General features: G+C 67.4%; 16 protein-coding genes. 6 read left to right on the forward strand and 10 right to left on the reverse strand.

What is annotated here, in order from left to right; genetic code table 11:
* The first annotated feature begins 4 nt into the window (after positions 1-4).
* On the forward strand, positions 5-784 hold the full coding sequence (locus tag FHP89_RS05905) for a YdcF family protein (RefSeq protein ID WP_144175367.1): 780 nt from the start codon (positions 5-7) through the stop codon (positions 782-784).
* On the opposite strand, the gene FHP89_RS05910 is transcribed toward FHP89_RS05905, so the two are convergent.
* From FHP89_RS05910 to FHP89_RS05940, 7 genes are all read right to left on the reverse strand, one after another.
* Positions 747-2048: a cystathionine gamma-synthase family protein gene (locus FHP89_RS05910; protein WP_144175365.1), complete on the reverse strand. Its 1302-nt coding sequence runs from the start codon at positions 2046-2048 to the stop codon at positions 747-749. The genes FHP89_RS05905 and FHP89_RS05910 overlap by 38 nt on opposite strands.
* A 118-nt stretch (positions 2049-2166) precedes the next feature.
* On the reverse strand, positions 2167-3498 hold the full coding sequence (locus tag FHP89_RS05915) for a DUF3999 family protein (RefSeq protein ID WP_144175363.1): 1332 nt from the start codon (positions 3496-3498) through the stop codon (positions 2167-2169).
* The gene (locus tag FHP89_RS05920) at positions 3495-6251 is read right to left on the reverse strand and encodes a DUF2339 domain-containing protein (RefSeq protein WP_144175361.1); all 2757 of its coding nucleotides are present in this window, start codon (positions 6249-6251) and stop codon (positions 3495-3497) included. The genes FHP89_RS05915 and FHP89_RS05920 overlap by 4 nt, the downstream gene beginning before the upstream one ends.
* Before the next feature lie 15 nt (positions 6252-6266).
* Positions 6267-8144: an MFS transporter gene (locus FHP89_RS05925; protein ID WP_144175359.1), complete on the reverse strand. Its 1878-nt coding sequence runs from the start codon at positions 8142-8144 to the stop codon at positions 6267-6269.
* Positions 8141-9394 (reverse strand): amidohydrolase family protein, encoded by a 1254-nt coding sequence (locus FHP89_RS05930; RefSeq protein WP_144175356.1) that lies wholly within the window; start codon positions 9392-9394, stop codon positions 8141-8143. Before FHP89_RS05930 ends, FHP89_RS05925 begins: the two co-directional genes overlap by 4 nt.
* Positions 9391-10140 carry a helix-turn-helix domain-containing protein gene (locus tag FHP89_RS05935; RefSeq protein WP_144175354.1) on the reverse strand — a complete coding sequence of 250 codons (750 nt, stop codon included), beginning with the start codon at positions 10138-10140 and terminating at the stop codon, positions 9391-9393. Before FHP89_RS05935 ends, FHP89_RS05930 begins: the two co-directional genes overlap by 4 nt.
* 108 nt (positions 10141-10248) lie before the next feature.
* Positions 10249-11010: a DUF3750 domain-containing protein gene (locus FHP89_RS05940; protein ID WP_246116256.1), complete on the reverse strand. Its 762-nt coding sequence runs from the start codon at positions 11008-11010 to the stop codon at positions 10249-10251.
* A 105-nt stretch (positions 11011-11115) separates the two neighbouring features.
* On the opposite strand from FHP89_RS05940, the gene FHP89_RS05945 reads away from it, so the two are divergent.
* Positions 11116-11484: a hypothetical protein gene (locus FHP89_RS05945; protein WP_144175352.1), complete on the forward strand. Its 369-nt coding sequence runs from the start codon at positions 11116-11118 to the stop codon at positions 11482-11484.
* Here the strand turns inward: FHP89_RS05945 and FHP89_RS05950 are convergent.
* Complete coding sequence (locus FHP89_RS05950; RefSeq protein WP_144175351.1) at positions 11470-12360, reverse strand: LysR family transcriptional regulator ArgP; 891 nt, start codon at positions 12358-12360, stop codon at positions 11470-11472. The two genes, FHP89_RS05945 and FHP89_RS05950, sit on opposite strands and share 15 nt — an antisense overlap.
* A 117-nt stretch (positions 12361-12477) precedes the next feature.
* Here FHP89_RS05950 and FHP89_RS05955 point away from each other — a divergent pair, with 117 nt between their 5' ends.
* Entirely contained in the window at positions 12478-13083 is a 606-nt protein-coding gene (locus FHP89_RS05955) for a LysE/ArgO family amino acid transporter (protein WP_144175348.1), read from the forward strand.
* Here the strand turns inward: FHP89_RS05955 and FHP89_RS05960 are convergent, their stop codons facing one another.
* A complete protein-coding gene (locus FHP89_RS05960; protein ID WP_144175346.1) occupies positions 13084-13884 on the reverse strand; it encodes an enoyl-CoA hydratase/isomerase family protein in 801 nt (266 codons plus the stop codon).
* 175 nt (positions 13885-14059) lie between these two features.
* Here FHP89_RS05960 and FHP89_RS05965 point away from each other — a divergent pair, with 175 nt between their 5' ends.
* Positions 14060-14641 (forward strand): rhomboid family intramembrane serine protease, encoded by a 582-nt coding sequence (locus FHP89_RS05965; RefSeq protein WP_144175344.1) that lies wholly within the window; start codon positions 14060-14062, stop codon positions 14639-14641.
* Here the strand turns inward: FHP89_RS05965 and FHP89_RS05970 are convergent.
* On the reverse strand, positions 14607-17903 hold the full coding sequence (locus tag FHP89_RS05970) for an EAL domain-containing protein (protein WP_144175342.1): 3297 nt from the start codon (positions 17901-17903) through the stop codon (positions 14607-14609). The genes FHP89_RS05965 and FHP89_RS05970 overlap by 35 nt on opposite strands.
* A gap of 194 nt (positions 17904-18097) precedes the next feature.
* Between FHP89_RS05970 and FHP89_RS05975 the strand changes: the two genes are divergently transcribed.
* Together FHP89_RS05975 and FHP89_RS05980 are read left to right on the forward strand one after the other, a co-directional pair.
* Positions 18098-18919, forward strand: a complete 822-nt coding sequence (locus FHP89_RS05975) for a crotonase/enoyl-CoA hydratase family protein (RefSeq protein WP_144175340.1) — start codon at positions 18098-18100, stop codon at positions 18917-18919.
* 110 nt (positions 18920-19029) lie between these two features.
* A complete protein-coding gene (locus FHP89_RS05980; RefSeq protein WP_144175338.1) occupies positions 19030-20643 on the forward strand; it encodes an LCCL domain-containing protein in 1614 nt (537 codons plus the stop codon).
* Positions 20644-20662 lie beyond the last annotated feature (19 nt).

Consider the following 20662-nt stretch of genomic DNA (forward strand, 5'->3'; position numbering starts at 1 on the left):
GCCCATGGAACCCGCTCTGATCGCCTTCTGGGCGAAAAAAATCGCTGCCGTGCTGATCCTTCCCCCGGCCGGCCCGCTGCTGCTGATCGGCCTTGGCCTGATGGTGGCACGGCTGCGCAAGCTGGCCTGGCTGGGCTGGGTGTATGCGCTGGTGGTGAGCATGCCGATCACGGTTGACTGGCTGGCCGCGCCGCTGGAGACCGCGCCATCGATCTCGCTTGAGGCTTTGCAGCAGACCCAGGCCATCGTCATTCTCGGTGCTGGCACGCGCAGCTACGCGCCGGAATACGGCGACACGACTGTCAACGGGCTGGCGCTCGAACGCCTGCGCTACGGCGCCAAGCTGGCGAGGGATTCAGGCCGGCCCTTGCTGGTTGCCGGCGGCGCACCCGAACGCCGCACACCCGAAGCGCTGATGATGCGCGAGGTCATCGAAGAGGAGTACGGCATTGTCGTGCGCTGGGCGGAGTCCGCCTCGCTCGACACCCGCGACAACGCCAATCTGAGCGCGCGCCTGCTCGGCGCCGAGGGCATCGAACACATCGCGCTGGTCACCCACGCGGCCCACATGCCGCGCGCCAAAGCCGCGTTCGAAGCCACCGGCCTGCGCGTCACGCCAGCGCCGACCGCCTGGCTCTCCAACCCCGACCCCGAGATCGAATGGAGCGACTTCATCCCCAACGCGCGCAGCGCCTACGCCGGCTGGTTTGCCACCCACGAGTGGGTTGGCGGCCTGGCCTATCGCCTCACGACCCCGACGCCACCGCCTCCCGCGCGGCAGTGAGTGCCTGCGCCAGATCGGCAATCAGATCGTCTTCATGCTCCAGCCCGATCGACAGGCGCACCAGCCCCTCCGTCACCCCGGCGCGCTCGCGCAGCTCGGCCGGCACGCCGGAGTGGGTGGTCGAGGCCGGATGGCACACCAGCGATTCGCTGCCGCCCAGGCTCACCGCCAGACGGAACAGCCTGAGCGCATTGATGAAGCGGAAGGCCGCCGCCCGCCCGCCGTCGAGCACCACCGAAAAGGTTGAACCCGCCCCCTGGCATTGCCGGGCGAAGGCCGCCCGATAGCGCGCATCGTGCAGGTGCGCCGGATGCAGCACGGTCACCGGATACGGCGACTGTGTCGCCAGCCACTCGGCCACTGCGCTGGCGCTGGCCGCGGCGCGACGCATGCGCAGACCGAGGGTCTCCATCGAACGCGCCAGCAACCACGACGACTGCGGATCGAGCATGCAGCCGGTGGTCGAGCGCCACTTGCGCAGGCGCTGAATGTGCGTCTGGCTGCCACTGACGGCACCCGCGATCAGATCGCTGTGGCCGCCCACGTATTTGGTCAGCGAATAGATCACCAAATCGATGCCGTGCTGCAGCGGCTGCTGAAACAGCGGCCCGAGCAGGGTGTTGTCGCACATCGACAGCGGCCGGTAGCCATGCTGCGCCGCGAAGCCCGACAAGGCCGTGTCGACCGCGGCGAAATCCACCAGCGAATTGACCGGGTTGGACGGCGTCTCGAGATAGAACACGCCAACCCGCCCGCGCGCCGCCGCCGTCTCCAGCGCCGCCCGCATGGCCTCGGCCGACAAGCCGTCGTCGAAGGCCGTCGCGCCCACGCCCCAGTCGGCCATCACCTGACGGATCAGCGTCTCGGTGCCGCCATACAGCGGGCTGCTGTGCACGATCTGCTCGCCGGGACGCAGGCTGGCGAACAGCGCGGTGCTGATCGCCGCCATGCCGCTGGCGGTGACCAGCGCGGCCTCGGCGCCGTCGAGCAGCGCCAGGCGTGCCTCGACCAGTTGCAGGTTGGGATGATTGAAGCGGGCGTAGACCAGCCCGCTGGCGCCAGCCGGCGCGGGCGCGCGCCCCGCCGCCACGTCGAAGAAGGCCTCGCCCTCCTCGGCGTTGCGAAAGGCGAAGGTCGAGCTGTGATAGACCGGCATCTTGACCGCGCCCTGCGCCAGAAACGGGTCGTGGCCATGGCTGATCATCTGCGTGTCGGGGTGCAATGCGGCGTCATCGACGGGGCTGGGGGGCGTGATATCCGGCATCTTTAACTCAGGCTTTCGTCATGAAAACCGTTATCCTGCGCGCCCAAGGTCCGGCCAGCAAGGCACAGTTCCTGCGGTCAGGCTGGCGCTTTGTCCTGACGGGCGCGCCCGAGCGAGCTCACTTCGCCGGGGTATCTTTCGCCGTGCCCATCTCACGCCAGAGCCCGCGCGCCATCGCGCCAAGCACGCCCACGCCAAGCAACAGCGCGCCCCACAACCACCAGTGACTGCCGGCCTGCCAGGGCGCCGGTTCGCGCGGCGCGGCGGCCACAGGGGCCGCCCCCGCCCGCACCCGGGCTGACGCCAAAGCTGCCGCCCGATCGGTGCCGAAACCCGGCACCACCTGACCCGGCGCCTGCCACACCGAGGGCACCGACGCATGACCCACGGCCAAGGTGTAAGGCCCGGCGCCGCGCGCCACAAAAGCCACCGACTCGGGCGTCCAGCCCAGCGCCAGACGCGGCACCTCGGTTGCGTCGGCATCCAGCGTCACCCGCCACAGCGGATCGCGGGTAAGCGCGATCATCGTCGCCTCACCCTCATCCAGCCCGCCGGCCTGCTGCACGCGGTAGCCCACCGTCCGCGCCCGCCACTGCCAGCGGCCGCTGACCGCCGCGCGCGAGGCCACGCGCGCCGAGATCACATCGGAATCGCTCACCGGCACCAAGCGCAGCGCGTCGACCGGGAACAGGCCCGGCGATGAAAAGTCGATGGTTCTGGCGTCCTCCTGACCGCTCAGCTCGACCCACTCACGCGCCACCGACACCGCGCGCCCACTGCTCACCAGCGCCGCGCGCTGAAGCGTGACCGGCGGCGGCGTGCCGACCCAATCCACGCGCAGGTAGCGCGAGCGCACCGCCGGCAGGGCAATGCGGTCCTGAACGATGCGCGCCTCGCCCTCGCCCAGCGACAGCAGTGCGCGGCGATGCGCCACCGTGCGCCACTGCTGCAAGTCGTCCGATGCCTGCACGCTCACCGCCGCTTCGAACGGGGTGGCTTCGGGCCAGATCAGGACGAGTTCGTCGACGGCGGCGTCGAAGTCCTTCACCTCCAGCAAATAGCCCGGCAGTGCACTCACCGCCGCGGGCGCCGTGCGGTCAACCTCGACACGCACGCTGGTCGCGCCGCTGGCATGCACCGTTACGCCATCGCGCACGGGTGCCGAGCGCGCCGGCAAGGCCACCAGCGGCCGCTCGACGCGTAGCGCCTGCGTCTCGGTCGGGCGTGGCAGGCGCGCCATCGGCACCGCCTCGCCCGTCGCATTGAAGATGCGAACATCGCGCAGGTCGGCATGGCGCACGGCGCGATAGACATCGGCCGGCAGGTTCAGTCGCAGCAAGCTGGCCTCGGCCGGCGCCTCGATGGACAGACGCACATCGAAGTCCTTCACCCCCGGTGCAGCCAGCGCCAGCGGCGCCATCGCCATCAATAACCACGGCAAGGTTTTCATGCGTTTTGCTCCCTGGCCGGTGGCAGCGGCGAGAAGTAGCCAACCACCAGCAAGACCACCCCGGCACCAAGGAAAGACACGATGCGTGCCACCGTGCCGGTGCTGGCCATATCCACCAAAAACAGTTTTGCGACAACCACGCCGAGCAATACGGCGCCCAACATCCACAGCGTGCGCCGCTGACCCCGGCTGGCGACAAAGGTCAGCGCCAGACCGAGCAAGCCCCAGAACAGCGACACGCTGGCCTGCACGGTGTCGCTTTCAAACAGTGCCGCCTCGCTCCACGGCACGCCGGCCAAGTGATGCACCGCGCGCAGCAAGGCACCATTGGCCAGCACGAAACCCACCGCTGCCAGCACCTTGGGCAGCATGCCGCCCAGCACCGGCACGCCGTCGGGCTGAACCTGCCACCAGCGGAACACCACCAGCAACATCAAGCCCATGGCCAGATCGAGCGGGTTGAGCAGCGGCAGATAGGGCAAGGGCGTGACATCGCCCCCACCGGCCACGCTCACCAGCAGCGCCCAGCCGAGGCCGGCGACCGCCAGACCGGCGTTGCCCAGCCCGAGGTAGGCCTGCCGCCACGGCCCCGCCGGCCAGATGCAGCGCAGTGCCAGACGCTGCATGCCAATCATCACCAGCGCGATCACCGCAAGCACCGCGGCATGCGCCCAGCTGTCGCCGGCCACGGCGGTGTCAACCATCTCGCCCGCCGCCCAGACCAGCGCAATGCTCGCCAGCCACAGCCCGGCGGTGTGGCCATGGCGCAGCCACTTGGCGACCACCGGCGTGCCTTCGGCGCGACGCAGCGCGAACAGCGCCGAGGCCACGGCCAGCGGCCACGCGAGCAGGCCCCAGTCGGCCAGCGGGTGGGTGCTCGCATGCAGCAAGGTCAGCAACAGGGACAGGGCCATACCCGGCAGCGCCAGCAAGGCCGGCCCGTGCAGCGCCGGCCAGTTGAAGCGCCCTGCGGCCAGGCTGGCCAGCGCGCCACTGGCGGCGAAGAAGAGCAGGGCGGCAGCGGGGAGCTGTCGGTTGGTGAACCAGGCGTCCAGCTCGGTCAGGCCACCGGCCAGCCACCACAGCGTGGCCCACACCAGCAGCGCCGGGGCGGCAACCGACAGCAAACGCGGCCAGTGATCACGCGCGGTGTCAGCAAAGCGACTGCTGAAGAAACCGGCCAGCGCGATCAGCGCGGCGCCAAAGCACTGGCTATTGAACAGCGGCCAGACGCGCCCGTAGGCTTCGAGCCCGCCATCGGCCACAAAGAAGGCGCCCGCCGCCAGTTGCAACACCAGACCCGAGGCCATCGCCAGCTTGCGCGACTGGCGCGTGCCCACCCACAACAAGGCCGCGCCTTCCATGGCCCAGGCAGCGGCCGTCCATTGGCCATCGACGGCCAACGGAATGGTCAGCGTAAGAAAGGCGACGCCCAGCGCGAGGAAGGACTCAACCAACAAGCGCAGACTCGGTCGCGCCCGCCCATGCAGCCAGCGCGCCAGCACCACATAGAAGCCGCCGAGGGCCAGCGCGCTCCAGGCCAGGCCATAGGGCATGTCCTGCACCAGCGCGGCCTGCAGGCCGAAACCGACCACCGGCGTACCGAACACCAGGGTGCCGTCGACATAATCCTTGAGCGAGGGCGCGCTGCGCCAGGCGTAGAGCACGGCGGCGGCAACGTACATCAGCACAAAGGCGACGAGGAAGGGCTCGGTGCTGGCGAACAGCGCCGGGTTGTAATCCTTGGCGCCCCAGGCCAGCGCGATGGAGAAGGTGAACACGAAACCGACGAGGTTGAGCACCCGCCAGGCTTTCTTCCAGGCCATGGCCAGCAGACCGGCGTTGAGCAGCAGGTAGTAACCGAAGAGCATCACATGGCTGCCCTGCCCGGTCGAGGCGATGATGGGCGCCATGAAGCCGCCAGCGATGCCGATCACCGCCAGCGCCTGGGCGTTTTGCCACACCGCCAGCGCAGCGGCGAAGACCACCACCGCGAGCAGGAGCGCGAAGCCCAGCGTGGGCGGAATCATCTGGTACATGCGCATGGCGGCAAAAATGGTGAGGTAGAGCACGCCCACCCCGCCACCTTGCAGACTCAGCGCGTAGCCGCTGCGCTGCTTGCGCAGCCGCCAGCCGACCACCAGCAGCGCGATGCCGCCGAAGGCGATGCCGGCGAGGCGGAACTCGACCGGCAGCAGGCTGTTCTCGACGGCATAGCGCGCCAGAAAGGCGAGGCCGAAGAACAGCACCAGCAGGCCGACGCGCACCACGGTGTTGCCACCCAGCAGCCAGGCGCGGGCGGTGTCGTAGAGCTGGTCGAGCGTGCCGGGGCTGCGCTCGACCGGGGCGCGGGATGCGGGTGCCGGCTCACCACGACGGGCGGCGAGGATGTCGGCACCGCGACGGCGGACGGGTTCGGCTTGGGGAATCGGTGCGGCGGGCGGCGGCACCTCGGCCTCGAACACGGGCAAGGACGGCGCGGTCTCATCGGCCACCGGCACGCGTGGCGTCACAGGCGCCTCCTTTGGTACCCGCTCGGCGCCACCCGCGCGCAATTGCGCCACGGTCTGCTCCAGCAGCGCGACCCGCGCTTCGAGCTGCGCCAGCGCGGCGGCGTCGGCCTTGGGCTTACGGGTAAAGAACTGGATCACCGCGCCCACAATGGCACCGATCACCGCCCCGCCGATCAACTCTTCCAGCCCGCTGTCGAGGCCGGCCAGCGCCCCCAGCACCAATCCTGCAATGATCCACATACCGGTTTCCTGTTCTTATTTCTGGTCGCCGCGCAGTGCGGCTACCGTGTTCTGCAAGGCATCGACCCGCAGCGCGTCCGGCGCCACCGGCGCCCCCACCACCAGCGCGATGCGGTTGAACAGCCCGCGCCGCAGCGGCTTGCGCAGCGCCGGCCCGTCCTTGCGACTGAAGGTGCTGCCCCACAAGCCGCGCAGCGCCATGGGCACCACCGGCACCGGGCTGCGCTCGATGATGCGTTTGATGCCGGGACGGAACGGCTTCATCTCGCCGGTGTCGGTGATGCGCCCCTCGGGAAAGAGGCCGACCAGCTCGCCGGCGGCCAGCGCCTCGGCCACGGTGTCGAAAGCCTTTTCCATCATCGCCGGGTCTTCCTTGGCCGGCGCGATAGGAATCGCCCGGCTGGTGCGGAACACAAAGGAGAGAATCGGCCAGCGGAAGATGTGATGATCCATCACGAAGCGGATCGGCCGACGGCTGGCGGCCATGATCACCAGCGCATCGACAAAGCTCACATGGTTGGCCACGATCACCGCCGGACCGTCTTCCGGAATCTGCTCGTCGCCGGTCACCTGGAGCCGATACACGGTGTGCACCAGCACCCAGACGATGAAGCGCAGCAGGAACTCGGGCACCAGGGTGTAGATGTAGAGCGCGACGAAACCGTTGAGGATGGCGGTCATCAGGAACAGCTGCGCGATCGACACACCCGCCGCCAGCAAGCCGGCGCCCAAGCCAGCGGCGACGACCATGAACAATGCGTTGAGAATATTGTTGCCGGCGATGATGCGCGAACGGTGCGAGGGCGCGCTGCGGCTCTGGATGAGCGCATACAGCGGCACGATGAAGAAGCCACCGAACAGGCCGATCATCAACAGATCAAACAACACCCGCCAGGCGATCGCCTGCGACAGCACCGCGCCAATCGCAAGGCCCTCGCCCATCGCGCCGGCCGCCGGGCTGGCCCACCACAGATCGAGCGCGAACAACGACAAACCGATCGAGCCGAAGGGCACCAGGCCGATCTCCACATGCTTGCCGGAGAGTTTTTCACACAGCAGTGAGCCGGCACCGATGCCGACCGAGAACATCGCCAGCAGCAGCGTGACGGCGTACTCGTCGCCACCCAGCACGTCCTTGGCGTAGCCGGGGAACTGCGACAGAAACAGCGCGCCGTAGAACCAGAACCACGAGATGCCGAGCACCGACAGAAACACCGTGCGGTTGCTGCGGGTGAAGCCGATGGTGCGCCAGGTTTGGGTGAGCGGGTTCCAGTTCATACGCAGGCCGGCATCGGCGGCCGGCGCCAGCGGGATGCCGCGGCTGGCAAAGTAACCCGCCACGGCCAGCACCAGCACGGCCACCGACACCCACACCGTGCCGCCGGGTAGCGCGATCATCACCCCGCCGGCGATGGTGCCGATCAGGATGGCGATGAAGGTGCCCGACTCGACCAGCGCGTTGCCGCCGACCAGCTCGGTCTCCGCCAGATGCTGCGGCAGGATCGCGTATTTGACCGGGCCAAACAGCGAGGACTGCGCGCCCATAAGGAACAGGGTGGTGAGCATCAGCGGCAACGATTCGAGCGCAAAGGCGGTCGCCGCCAGCGCCATGATGACAATCTCGGCCAGCTTGATCAGCCGCATCAGATGGCTCTTCTCGAATTTGTCGGCCAGTTGCCCGGCAGTGGCCGAGAACAGGAAGAAGGGCAGGATGAACAAGCCCGCGGCGAGATTGACCAGCACGCCGGCGGAGAGCTCGGTGTAGCGCGCCGCCTGAAAGGTCATCAGCACCACCAGCGCATTCTTGTAGACGTTGTCGTTGAAGGCGCCGAGAAACTGGGTCAGGAAAAAGGGCAGGAAGCGGCGCTGATGCATCAGCGAAAACTGGGTCATGCGGGCCTCCGGTCGAAAAAGCGGCGGGTTTCAAAAATGCCGTCGGCCAGTTTGGCGCCACGGCTGGTCAGATGGCGCTTGAGCACCAGGTCAAACAGAATCGGATTGTGGTCGCGGACCGCTTCGAGCACCGGCACGGCCGCCGCATCCAGCATGTTTTCAGCCGCCAGTTGCGCGGGCGAGATCAGCGGGAGGATACCCGGCAGCGGGTAGTCGGTGCCAAACAGCAGGCGATTATGCCAGTGTTGTTGCTCGATGATTTCGCGCAGCACCGACAGATCGCGATTGCGCAGCGTGATGGCGGAGATATCCGCAAACAGTCGGTCGGCGTACTCCGGTGCGGCCATCAGGCGCTTGAACAAGTCAAAGCTCGGCAGCTTCGGGCCGTCGGGCCCGCGGTCGAGATCCACATCCTCGCCAATGCTCGCGCAGTGCGCCATCACCACCCGCACCCCGGCGTCAAGCGCCCGGCGCAACCGCAGCGGGTTGCCCCAGGCCGGCTGGCCGAGGCCGTGCACCGCCTTTTCTTCGCCGGCATGCGAGATCAGCGGCACATCCAGCCGAGCCAGCGCCGCGTAGAAGCGATCGCATGTTGGCGACGCGGGGTCGATGCCCATGGCCGGCGGCAACCACTTGACCGCCCGCGCGCCGGCCGCCACCGCTGTCTCAAGCGCGGCGACGCTGTCTTCACGATAAGGATGGATGGAGCACACCCATTCGAAGCGCTCGGGCAAGGCGTCGGCCACCTGTTGCGCATAGGCATTGGGCACATAGAAGGCCGACTGATCGGGCTGCGCCACGCCGTGTTCGTCATGCGCGTGATCGAAGGCGAAGAGCATCAGCTTGACGCCGGCGGGCATCGCGTCCATCAGGTTGTGCAGGCGCGCGACATAGCTCTGATCGACCTGCCCCGGCGCGTCGTGAGCACAGCCGGCGTTGAGGTAGAACAGGCGTTGCAGGTATTCGAGCGGATGCAGCGGGCTGAGCATGGTCTCGGAGATGGTGATGCCGCTACCGCCATCGCCCACCCCGGCCAGATGCGCGTGGCAGTCCCACACCTCGGCCGGATCGAGCCCGGCCCAGGCGGCGCGGATGATGTCGTGGTCGGCAATCTCGGCCGGCAAGGTCGCGCGGCAGGGATTGACCAGCCACGGCTGGCCCAACTGCCATGCCGCGGTACCGATCGCCGCACCGGAGAGACCACCGAGAAGCAGCCGGCGACGCATCGGGGAGCGCACGGTCGTGTTCATACCCCCTCCCCCGTCCGCTGCATCTGCTTGAGCGCCGGCATCAGCCACGAGCGCATGCCGATCACCAGGGTGAAGGGCTGGCGCTGGGAGGCCGGGAGCTTCTGGTCAGCCAGATGCTGGTTGGAGAAGTCCTGACAGATGCGGGTCAGCCGGTCGCGGAAAGCGGCGGCGAGGCCACGGCCGATCTCGCCATGCACCACGGTGAGCATTTCGGATTCGCCATCGAAGCCGCCGGCAAAGTAATCCTGCAGCACCTCCTGGCGGAAAAAGGCCATCACCGGGCCCTGCGGCAACCAGCGGAAACCCTTGGCTACCTTGAGGTGGTAGCGGTTGCCGGGGCGCAGGTCGATGATGCCGAGCCGGTCGAGCGCCGCCAGGCAACGCACGCCGTCCGCTTCGGTCAGCGCGTAGGAGGCGAGAATCTCGGTCAGCGACATCTGGCTCATCACGCAGATGGCCACCATCAGCAGCTGTCGGTCGGCCACCACGGCGCGCTCCTGGGCAAGCGTCAGTTGTTGAAGCAAGGGCTGGCTGTCGGCCACCTTGCGCGCCAGGTCGGCAAAATCCAGCCCCAGGGCATGGCAAATCGCATCAATCCGCGACAGCGGCAGATCGCCATTGGCGGAGAACATGCGCTTGATGCTCGATTCGGCCATGCCGAGCCGTTCGGCCAACGCGGCATACGTCAGCCCGCTCGCTTTGAGTTCGGCCTTGAGTGCGACAACGAGATCGGCGGTGGTGCTCATGGCGTGTGACCAGTCGAGAAACGATGGTCACAGTCTAGCCAGAGATCACTTTAAGTCCAGTGCAATAGTCACAAGTATTGAATAACGATACTTCTAGTGGCCTGAGCCTTACTCTTCGCTCATCCCGATCCGCCCCACGCCGGGCAGCTTGAGCGCCGGCGGCGACAGATCGAGTCCGAGCGACAGGCCCAGCAGATTGATCTCCAGCCCCTCCTCTGCGGCGAGCGTCACCCCCAGCAGCCCGGCCAGCGACACCTGGAAGCCGCCGCCGCTTGGCGCGCGGGCGAACACGCCGGTGTCGGGCAGGTAGTCCTTTCCGATCGCCGTGGGCGGCAGATCGAGATGCAGTTCGGGCACGGCACGGCCGAGATACGCGATGAAGGTGTTGCTGTTCGGCCCCGGCCACACCCGGTATTCGTGCTGGTGCGGATAGGCCGTAGCCGCGGCGCGAAGGCGTTCGATCAGCGCGTCGACCTCATCACCGCCGCGCAGCGCGCGGATCAGCGTCGGCGCGTTGCCATACCAGTAACCATCGGGTACGCCCTCGCCCACACGCACCGCGTTGCGCCCCTGCGACACGCCCCAGCCGACCACTTCAAAACGGGTGTAGGCGTCGGCGCCTTGCGGCTTGGCGGCGATCCAGGTGTGCACACCAAACGCACCACGCCAGCGGAAGGCACGCGCCGCATACACATGGATGACCGCCTCGGGCGTTTGGGCCGGCAAGGGGGCGATGCCGGTACTGTCGCGTCTTGCCGTGCGCCAGTCGGTGGCCTGCGTGTCGTCGGCCAGATGCCGGGCCACGGCCACGCCCAGCGGCGCCAGAAAGATGGCAAAAATGACAAAGAAGTAACTCAAGGCTCGCATCATGGCGCTAAGCGTTCCTGTTTTCTAGACTTAGGATTGGTCCGACCTCGGCGCAACAAGTTCGCTGCCGACACATAAATCGGTTTCCTGTCGGGCCGGGAGTCTCTCATGACACGACTGAAACTCACGCTGCTCCTGCTCACGACACTCTGGCACGGCCCGTCGGTCGCCGCCGACGACTGGCTGACGAATCTGCAAAAAGGCGACTGGCAGAAGGCCATCGAAGGCGTGACCAGGGAAGCGGCCCCGTCACGCACGCAGCGCTCGACCGGCGCGCCCCCGGCGGCGACGCCGCGCGCCACACCGCAACGCGCACCGGCCACGACCGCCGCCCGCACCCGCGCGCGGGCGGCGAGAGAAGCGCGCGCGGCGCAGCGGGCCGCGGCGAGGGAATCCCGCAGGGCGGTCAACAGCCGCCGCGCGACGCCCCCAAGCGACGCCGACCGCGCCGAGCGCCGACGCTCACGCAGCCGCTAGCACCGCCCGCGCGCCATCGGCCACGGCGTCCGACAACTTCGCCATCAGTGGCGACTGCACCTGCCAGTGATGCCAGTAAAGCGCGATATCTTCGGCATGGCCGGGCGCGGCATCGACCAGCGTGCCGTCGCTCAGTTGCGCGGCAATCTGGATAGCGGGCACAAATCCGTAGCCCAGCCCCGCCGCCGCCATGGCCCAGAAGCCCTCGGATGAGGGCACCACATGCTGCGGATACTGCCCGGCGTCGAGTCCGAAATGCTGGCGCAGGAACAAGTCGTGCATGTCGTCATGCCGGCCAAACACGATGCCGGGCGCACGCGCCAGCGCCTGCCGGGTGAGCCCGCGCGGGAAGTGCCGCGCACAGAACTCGGGCGAGGCCACGCACAGATAGCGCATCACCCCGAGCGGGCGCACCGCACAGCCGCGCATGGCGTCCGGCCGGGTGCTGACGCAACCGAGCACATCGCCACCGGCGAGCAGCGCATGGGTGTGATCCTGATCGTCGACCACACAATCGAGCACCACCGCTTCGTCCTTCACCACTTGCCGCACGGCCGGCAAAAACCAGGTCGCCAGCGTGTCGGCGTTGACCCCGACCGACAGCCGCACCGGCGCATGCGCCCCGTCGCCGGCCAGCGCCCGGGCCGCCTCGGCCTCGATCAGCCGAAGCTGCGCCACATAGGGCAGCAGGCGCCGACCCGCCGGCGTGGGCTGCACCGGCTTGCTACGCACCAACAACACCTGGCCGAGCTCGGCTTCGAGCAGCTTGATGCGCTGAGAGACGGCGGACTGGGTGAGGTTCAAGCGACGCGCCGCAGCCTCGAAGCTGCGCGTTTGCACCACCGCATCAAAGGCTTGGTAGCGAGCGTCAATCATTAGAATTTTTTCACTGAACAGAATAAATTTAATTCTACTTAACCATGGATCGCACCGCAGCGACAATCTCGTCACCTCTCCGGCAAACGCCGGCCCCCTCTTTGCAGGACGACAGCGATGACCAGTGTTTTCTTCAGTGGATTTGGTGTAACCGTCGGGCTGATCATGGCGATCGGCGCGCAAAACGCGCATGTGCTGCGTCAGGGTCTGCGCCGCGAACATGTGCTGCTGACCGTCGCGGTCAGCGCGATGTGTGACGCGGGCTTGATTCTGCTGGGCATGGCCGGCGTCGGTCCGTGGCTGAGCAGCAGCGCCACGGCCATGGCCGCGGCCAAGATCGGTGGCGGCGTGTTTCTGCTATGGTACGGCGCTCGCGCCGCACGCTCGGCCTGGCGGGGGCATGCGGGGATGAACACCTCGGGCTCGCAGGCACTATCGCGCCGTCAGGCACTGGCCGCGGCGGCCGGGTTCAGTCTGCTCAACCCGCATGCCTATCTGGACACCGTGGTGCTGATCGGGGCGGTCGGCGCGACTCAACTCGAAGCGGCGCGCCCCGCCTTCACGGCTGGCGCCATCGCGGCCTCGTTTGTCTGGTTCGTGCTGCTTGGCTATGGCGCGCGCTTGATGGGGCCGCTGTTCCAGCGCCCGGTCGCCTGGCGGGTGCTCGACAGCATCGTCGCGCTGACGCTGTGGAGCATCGCCGCCAGTTTGCTGCTGGGCTGATTACGTGCCCTTGAAACTGGGCTTGCGCTTGTCCAGAAACGCGGTCACGCCCTCGGCAAAATCGCCGGTGGCGCTGCACCGCGAGAAGGCCTCGGCCTCGCTTTGCAGCTGGGCTTCGAGCTGGTTGTCGATGCTCGCGTTGATCAAGCGCTTGAACTCACCATAGGCATGACGCGGGCCGGCCTTGAGGCGGGCCACCAGCGTATCGACCGACGCGTCCAGTTCGTCGGCGGGCACCACCCGGCTGACCAGGCCGAGGCGCAAGGCCTCGTCGGTCTTGAAGCGATCCGACAGCATCAGCAACTCCAGCGCCTTGCGCCGGCCGACGACCCGCGGCAAGAAGTAGGACATGCCGCCATCGGCCGACAAGCCGATCGCCGCGTAGGCGGTGGTGAACACGGCGTCGTCGGCGGCCACGGCCAGATCACAGCCGAGCATCAATGACAGACCAAAGCCCGCGCAGGCGCCACGCACCTTGGCGATCACCGGCTGAGGCAGCGACTGCAGCGTCTCGACGGTCGGGTTGATGTGATGCACGATCATGGCCTTGAAGGTGGCCAGCCGCGCCTGCGGCGTTTGTCCGAGCTGGCGGGCGAAATCATTCAGATCACCGCCGGCCATGAAGTGCGCGCCGGCGCCGGTAACCACGACCACTTCCACATCGGTGCGAGCCTTGAGCGCGCGGGTGGCCGCGGCCAGATCTTCCATCATTTCCAGCGACAAGGCGTTGAGCGCCTCGGGGCGGTTGAGCGTGAGCGTTGCGACGCCGTCGACGACATCGAGAGTGGCGGTATTGGCCATGGGGGCTCCTTGGCGGATTCGGTTCGGTGGGGCGCCGGCGACCCTGCGCGGCAGCGCCTGCTGTGCCCAACTATACTGCGCCTTTCGGCGGCCCGCTGCCGCGGTGCTTGCCGGCACTGGAACCTGCGACGCCCGCCCGCACTCTCACCCAGGACTTTTCTGAGGAATCCGCCGTATGCCACCGGTCACCCGTGCATTGATCATCAGCACCGTGCTGATTTTTTTGCTGCAACTGAACGGCGGCATGGTCTATCTGACGCCCTTTGCGCTGTGGCCCACACTGGGCAATGTGCTGACCGCCCCCTGGCAACTGGTGAGCTACAGCTTTCTGCACGGCGGGATCGGTCACATCTTCTTCAACATGTTCGCGGTGTATATGTTCGGCAGCGAGCTGGAGCGCGTCTTTGGCGCGCGCCGCTACGCCATGTTGTGGTTCGCCGGGGTGATCAGCGGGGCCTTGGCGCAGATCGCGGTCGGCATGCTGTTTGGCTCACAGGCGCCCGTCATCGGGGCGTCGGCCGGCGTGTTCGGGCTCCTGCTGACCTATGGCGTGCTGTTTCCGAAGCGCCGTGTGGTGCTGCTGATCCCGCCGATCCCGATGCCGGCGGCGCTATTCGTGGCGCTCTACGGCGCGCTCGAACTCTTCCTCGGCGTCACCGGCCTGCAAACCGGCGTGGCACATTTTGCCCACCTGGGCGGCATGCTCGGCGCAGGCTTGATGCTCAGGTACTTTTGGTCGTCTCGACTTCGGCGCTGAGCCAGGTGTCGGTAAACACCCTCGCCGGCACCGGCTTGCCATAGAAGTAGCCCTGCAAAATGCGGCACCCCCCGGCGACGAGAAAATCGCGCTGGGCGGCGGTCTCCACCCCCTCAGCGACCACCGCCATCCCCAGGTCGCGGGCCAGCGACATGGTGGCGCTGGCGATGGCGCGGTCTTCGGCGTCGTCGGGCAGATCCTTGACGAAAGAGCGGTCGATCTTGAGCCGGTGGATCGGGAAGCGCTTGAGATAGGCGAGGCTGGAATAGCCCGTGCCGAAATCATCCAGCGCGAGCGTGAAGCCCATGTCGCGCAGGCCCCACAGCCGATCGACAATATCGCTGCCGGCCTGCATCAGCGCGCTTTCGGTGATCTCGAGTTCGATCTGGGCCGGGTCGGCGCCGGTCTCGTCGAGAATGTCCTTGAGCCGCGTCTCGAAGCCGGCATGACGGAACTGGATGGCCGAGATGTTGATCGCCACGCGCACATCGGGGCGCCCCTCGCTCGCCCACTGGCGCTGCTGACGACAGGCCTCGCGCAGCACCCAGTCGCCAATCGGCAGAATCAGGCCCGAGGTTTCGGCCACCGGGATGAAGCGGTGCGGCGGCACCTCGCCCAGATCGCGGCTGGTCCAGCGCAGCAGCGCCTCGCAGCCCACCACATGGCCCTCCGGCATGCCCATCTGCGGCTGGTAGTGCAGCGCCAGTTCGTTGCGCTCGATGGCGCGGCGCAAAGCGGTTTCGAGCATCAAGCGCTGATAGGCCTGGGCGTTCATGCGATCTTCAAAGAAGCGGTAAGTGTTGCGCCCCGCATCTTTGGCACCATACATGGCCAGATCGGCCTGCTTGAGCAAGCTGTCGACATCACAGGCGTCCTGCGGGTAGAGCGCTATCCCGATGCTGGCCGACACCACCAGTTCGTGCCCCTCGATCGAGAAAGGCGACACCAGCGCCGAAGTGATCTGGCGCGCCACGGCGGCGGCGTCTTCGGGCTGTCCGAGCCGCGGCACCAGCACCACGAATTCGTCGCCGCCGAGGCGCGCCAGCAGGTCTTCGTCACGCAGAACGGACTTCAAGCGATCGGCAACCGCCCTGAGCAGCAGGTCGCCGACCGGATGGCCGAGCGAATCATTGACCGTCTTGAACTGGTCGAGATCGAGAAACAGGACCGCCAACTGGTCGCCATGGCGCTCGGCGCTATTGAGCGCCTGCGCCGTGTTGCGCATCCACAGGGCGCGGTTGGGCAGTTGGGTGAGTCCGTCGTAGTGCGCGAGAAACTGGATATGCGCTTCGGACTCACGCGCCAGCGTCACGTCCTGCACCGTGCCGCGCACCCGCAAGTCGCCATTCGGCAAGCTCACGCTCTCGATCTGGAAGTGACCAATACACGCCGCCTCACCCCCACGGGAAAATCGTGCATCCAGGGTGGCGGCGCCAACGGCATGGCGCAGGCGGTCGATCGCTTCGGCCAGGTGGTGGCGATCATGCTCGGCCACACAGGCCAGCATGCTCGCCAGGTCGGTCGGTGAATCGACCGCGAGACCGAGCAGGCGACACAGCTCATCAGAACAGCGCAGCCCCGACGCCCCGTCCAGCTCCCAGCTCCCCAGCTGCGCAATCGCCTGCGCTCGGGCCAGCGCGACCTGCTGTTCGCGCAGGCGTTCGCTGGTGGCCGCCAGCTGTGCAGTGCGCTTGCTGACCAGCCCCTCAACCTGGAGCGTATGGGCGCTGGTCAGCAGCAAAAACGCGCCCAGCATGCCGACGGCCAGCAGGTTGGTCACCAGCGCAATCCAGACCACCCACCCGCGCTGCAAGGAGGCATAGCCGGGCAATGCCGAGACGCGCACATCCCAGGTGCGGCTGGCAAAGCTGAAGTTGTCCGCCAGATTCAATCCGTCCGCGGCGCTCAGATCGCGCTCGCACCCAGCGGGGCCGTATAAGCGCACCGGGCCCTGCGTCGGGTCCAGGTCCGACATACACAGGCGCAGATGGGGCGACAGGCGATTCTCGATCGCGGCGTCTACCGTGTCCCCCAGGCGCAAGGCGACATACGCCATGCCCAGGCGCTTCGGCGGACTCTGCCCGAGCTCGGTGTCGAACACCGGTTGGTAGATGACCACACCGAGCTGGTCACCCGTTTCCTGCTGCAGCCGGATCGGCGGTGTCGCCACGGGCAGTCCTGTCCGCTCAGCCTGCTCCAGGGCCACCCGCGCAGGCCCGAAACCCAGCGGGTTGAGCCCGATCACCGCGCGATTGACGGCAATGGGCTCGGCATAAACGATCGGGTAGTAGCGCGGCGCCGGTTTGACCGCCAAGGCGTGTCCGTCGTCATCGCGCTCAAAGATGTCAAAGTCTTCACCCAGCTCGGCACGCATGCGCTGCATGAAGGCCGGGCGCTCCGCTTCGGTCACGCTCGGCGCCCAGCCCATGACTCGCAAGCCCTGGTAACGCGCAAACCAGGGTTGGCTGAACAGGCGGAAGGATTGCACATCGGCACCGCGCTGCACGGTGGCCATACGCTCCAGCGCCTGCAAGGCATCGAGATGGTCTTTGACCCGCGTGAAGATGCGCCCCATCAAGGCATTGACGTCACGCTGGAACTCATCTTCCAGGCGCTGCTTCTCCCAACTGCCAACCTGAAAAATCAGCAAGGCCATCATAAGCAGGGCAAAACACATCGGCGGCGCGACGACGCGCCTGCGGGGCGCCCAGGCGTCTCTCGGGCGCCCCAGCATCACGAAAATCAGCGGCACACAAATGAGTACGCCGAGCGAATCGCCCGCCCACCAGTTCCACCAGCTGAACGCCGCCTCTTCCATCGGCAGCGAGCCGGTCAATACCAGCACACCCACGCCGATACTGGCATTGATCAGGCAACTGATCGGCCCCGCCAAGAACAGAAAGGCCATGATCTGCCGGGCGCGATCGAGCACGACCGGGAAGCCTGTCCAGCGCCTTGCCAGTGCCGCGCCGGCCGCCGCTTGCAACACGGCCCCGACCGCCACAAAAAACGGCGCCACACTGCCTGATGCCGGCAAACCGGCTTGCCACAAGGCCACCAGATTGACCGCCAGCGCACCCAGCCCGATGGCCGGCAGCATGCGCAGCCCATAGAGCAACACGCCCGCCAAGGCGATACCGGCAGGCGGAAACAATGGCGCCACATAGCCGGGTGAAATGGCCATTTGAAGCGACAACACACCTGTCACCGAGTAAGCCAGAAACAACAGGATGGCGTGCTTGAGCCAGGTTGGAGTCAGCATTGAGAAATGAGCAAGAACGTGCCTGAGAGATTGACGGAGTCTACGGCACATCGTGGCGAATCTTGATCTAGATCCAGTACTGCGCCGGTCGCTTTGTGAGGACCGGCAGGCACCGCGAGTCGCGATGCAGGGGAGAGCCGCAAGCGTGCCAAATCCGTTACCATGCAGCTTTCAATTCAAACGGTCGTTTGATTATGACAAACCCTGATTTCGCCAATCTCTCGCTGTCGCTAGACAACGGCATTGCCCGCATCGCCTTCAACCGCCCCGACTGCGCCAACGCCCTGGATGCCGAGTTATGGGACGCCATGCGACGCGCCTTCCAGTGGGCGGACGACACCGATGCCGTGCGCGTGGTCGTGCTGGCCGGCGAGGGCAAGCACTTCTGCGCCGGCATCGACCTTGCCCTGCTCGCCGGCGTCCCGGCGCGCATCCGCCACGCCGACCCCGCGCGTGCCCAAGAGAAACTGCGCCGCCTGATCCTCGACATGCAGGACTGCGTGAGCGCCATCGCCCGTTGCCGCAAACCGGTCATCGCCGCCATTCAGGGCGCCTGCATCGGCGGCGGGGTGGATATCGTCACCGCCTGCGACATGCGCTATGCCAGCGCCGAGGCGCGCTTTTCGGTGCGCGAGATCGACATGGCCATGGCGGCCGACGTCGGCACACTGCAGCGCCTGCCACGCTTGATCCCCGACGGCATCGCGCGCGAACTGGCCTTCACCGGCCGGGAGTTCGGTGCGACCGAGGCGGCACAACTCGGCTTGGTCAATCGCGTGTTCGACACCCCCGAGGCCTTGTCCGCCGGGGTGGAGAAGATCGCACAGGCCATCACCGGCAAATCGCCCCTGGCCATCCGCGGCACCAAAGCGGTGATGGACTATAGCCGCGATCACAGCATCGAGGACGGCCTGCGCTTCGTCGCCAACTGGAACGCCAGCGCCCTGCTCACCCGTGACATGCAAGTCGCCGCCCAAGCCATGCAGACCCGCCAGGCCCCGCCGTTCGACGACTGAACATCATTGAAAGTCCCCACCCACCGCCTATGCTTAGCTTAATGGCATAGGCGTGGGTCCGGCCGGGCCCACAAGCCACCGCAGGACGGCCAGTTGGGGGGGGGATCGCCTTGGGCAAAACGGCATTCATCAGCCACGCCTCCGAAGACGCCGCACGCGCCATGGAGGTGTGCATCGCGCTCGAAGCGCAAGGCGTGCCGTGCTGGATCGCGCCGCGCGACGTCACGCCGGGCCGTGACTACGCCTCCGAAATTCTCGACGGCATCGCCGACAGCGCAGTGTTCGTGGTGCTGCTGTCGGCCGAGGCCAACGCATCGGGTTTCGTGCGGCGCGAGGTGGAACGCGCCGTCAGCAAGAACAAACCAGTGTTCCCCGTGCGCCTCGAAGATGTGGTGCCGTCCAAGGCGCTGGAGCTGTTCATCTCCTCGGCCCACTGGATCGATGCCTGGGCGGCACCACGCGAGGCGCACTGGCAGCGCCTGGCAGAGGTGATCCGAGAGGAGGCTGGCAGGCCGCCTCCTGGCCCCGTGCATGCCCCGACATCCGGCGGCCCGCCACCGGTCAAGAAGCGTGGCCCCCCGATCGTGCTGGCCGGGGTCGTTGCGGTGGCACTGCTCGGTGGCCTCGGCTGGTGGCTGTCGCGCGCCCCGACACCGCCGACGACCGCTCCCCTTTCTGCAGCGAAGCACGACACGCCCTCGGCCGACACACCGCCCGTCGACGAGCCGGCAGCACACACTCCATCGACCGCGGCGCCCGCTCCCAAGGCGAGCGCCCCTTCGCCCGCCATGGCGGCCTCCGCGTCCGACGCCGGCCCCTGCCCGCAGCGCCTGTCGGTCAATCCCGCGCTGGAGACGCCCTTCGCCTGCCACTGCAGCGCCGAGGCCACACGCGACGGCACGGTGTGGGGCACCGACAGCTACACCGTCGACTCGACCCTGTGCGCCGCGGCCGTACATGCCGGCGTGATCGGCCGCGAGGGCGGCACGGTCACGGCGCTGCGCGAGGCGGGGCGCGACATCTACATCGGCACCGCACGCCACGGCATCGCCAGCTACGACTACGGCCGCAATGCCCGCAGCCTGCGCTTTGCCGGCGCGCCGGCGCCGACACCCGGCCCTGAACCCTGCCCCCAGCGGCTGTCGATCAACCCCGATCTGCCGCTGCCCTACACGTGCCACTGCACGGCCGGGGCGATACGCGAGGGCGCTGTCTGGGGGACGGATGTCTATACACGCGACTCCAACCTGTGTGGCGCAGCGGCCCATGCCGGCGCGGTCGGACGCGAGGGCGGCGACGTCACTGCGCGCGATGCACCGGGGCGCGATCTGTACATCGGTACCTCGCGCCACGGCATCGGCAGCAACGACTACGGCCGCTACGCCCACAGCATCCGTTTCGACAGCATAGCGGTCGCGACCGGGCCGGAACCCTGCCCGCAACGCCTGTCGATCAACCCTGATCTGCCCACGCCCTTCACCTGTGTCTGTAGCGCCGAGGCCGTCCGCAGCGGCACGGTGTGGGGCACCGATGTGTATACCGGCGACTCCGGCCTGTGCAGCGCGGCCGCCCATGCCGGCGCGGTGGCTCGCTCCGGCGGCCCCATCACGGTCTATCGCGAGGCCGGGCGCGAGCTGTATGTGGGCAGCCAGCGCAACGGCATCAGCAGCGGCGATTACGGCCACTATGCCAGCAGCCTCCGCTTCCTGATCCGGACCTTCTGAACGCCGACGGCCCGCACTT

This window comes from Denitromonas ohlonensis, from assembly GCF_007625205.1.
GTDB lineage: Bacteria > Pseudomonadota > Gammaproteobacteria > Burkholderiales > Rhodocyclaceae > Nitrogeniibacter > Nitrogeniibacter ohlonensis.

Excerpts from the sequence above, each read along its gene's own strand:
- FHP89_RS05905 (WP_144175367.1), top strand. The coding sequence starts at position 5 with ATGGAACCCGCTCTGATCGCCTTCTGGGCGAAAAAAATCGCTGCCGTG.
- FHP89_RS05910 (WP_144175365.1), bottom strand. The coding sequence starts at position 2,048 with ATGCCGGATATCACGCCCCCCAGCCCCGTCGATGACGCCGCATTGCAC.
- FHP89_RS05915 (WP_144175363.1), bottom strand. The coding sequence starts at position 3,498 with ATGAAAACCTTGCCGTGGTTATTGATGGCGATGGCGCCGCTGGCGCTG.
- FHP89_RS05920 (WP_144175361.1), bottom strand. The coding sequence starts at position 6,251 with ATGTGGATCATTGCAGGATTGGTGCTGGGGGCGCTGGCCGGCCTCGAC.
- FHP89_RS05925 (WP_144175359.1), bottom strand. The coding sequence starts at position 8,144 with ATGACCCAGTTTTCGCTGATGCATCAGCGCCGCTTCCTGCCCTTTTTC.
- FHP89_RS05930 (WP_144175356.1), bottom strand. The coding sequence starts at position 9,394 with ATGAACACGACCGTGCGCTCCCCGATGCGTCGCCGGCTGCTTCTCGGT.
- FHP89_RS05935 (WP_144175354.1), bottom strand. The coding sequence starts at position 10,140 with ATGAGCACCACCGCCGATCTCGTTGTCGCACTCAAGGCCGAACTCAAA.
- FHP89_RS05940 (WP_246116256.1), bottom strand. The coding sequence starts at position 11,010 with ATGATGCGAGCCTTGAGTTACTTCTTTGTCATTTTTGCCATCTTTCTG.
- FHP89_RS05945 (WP_144175352.1), top strand. The coding sequence starts at position 11,116 with ATGACACGACTGAAACTCACGCTGCTCCTGCTCACGACACTCTGGCAC.
- FHP89_RS05950 (WP_144175351.1), bottom strand. The coding sequence starts at position 12,360 with ATGATTGACGCTCGCTACCAAGCCTTTGATGCGGTGGTGCAAACGCGC.
- FHP89_RS05955 (WP_144175348.1), top strand. The coding sequence starts at position 12,478 with ATGACCAGTGTTTTCTTCAGTGGATTTGGTGTAACCGTCGGGCTGATC.
- FHP89_RS05960 (WP_144175346.1), bottom strand. The coding sequence starts at position 13,884 with ATGGCCAATACCGCCACTCTCGATGTCGTCGACGGCGTCGCAACGCTC.
- FHP89_RS05965 (WP_144175344.1), top strand. The coding sequence starts at position 14,060 with ATGCCACCGGTCACCCGTGCATTGATCATCAGCACCGTGCTGATTTTT.
- FHP89_RS05970 (WP_144175342.1), bottom strand. The coding sequence starts at position 17,903 with ATGCTGACTCCAACCTGGCTCAAGCACGCCATCCTGTTGTTTCTGGCT.
- FHP89_RS05975 (WP_144175340.1), top strand. The coding sequence starts at position 18,098 with ATGACAAACCCTGATTTCGCCAATCTCTCGCTGTCGCTAGACAACGGC.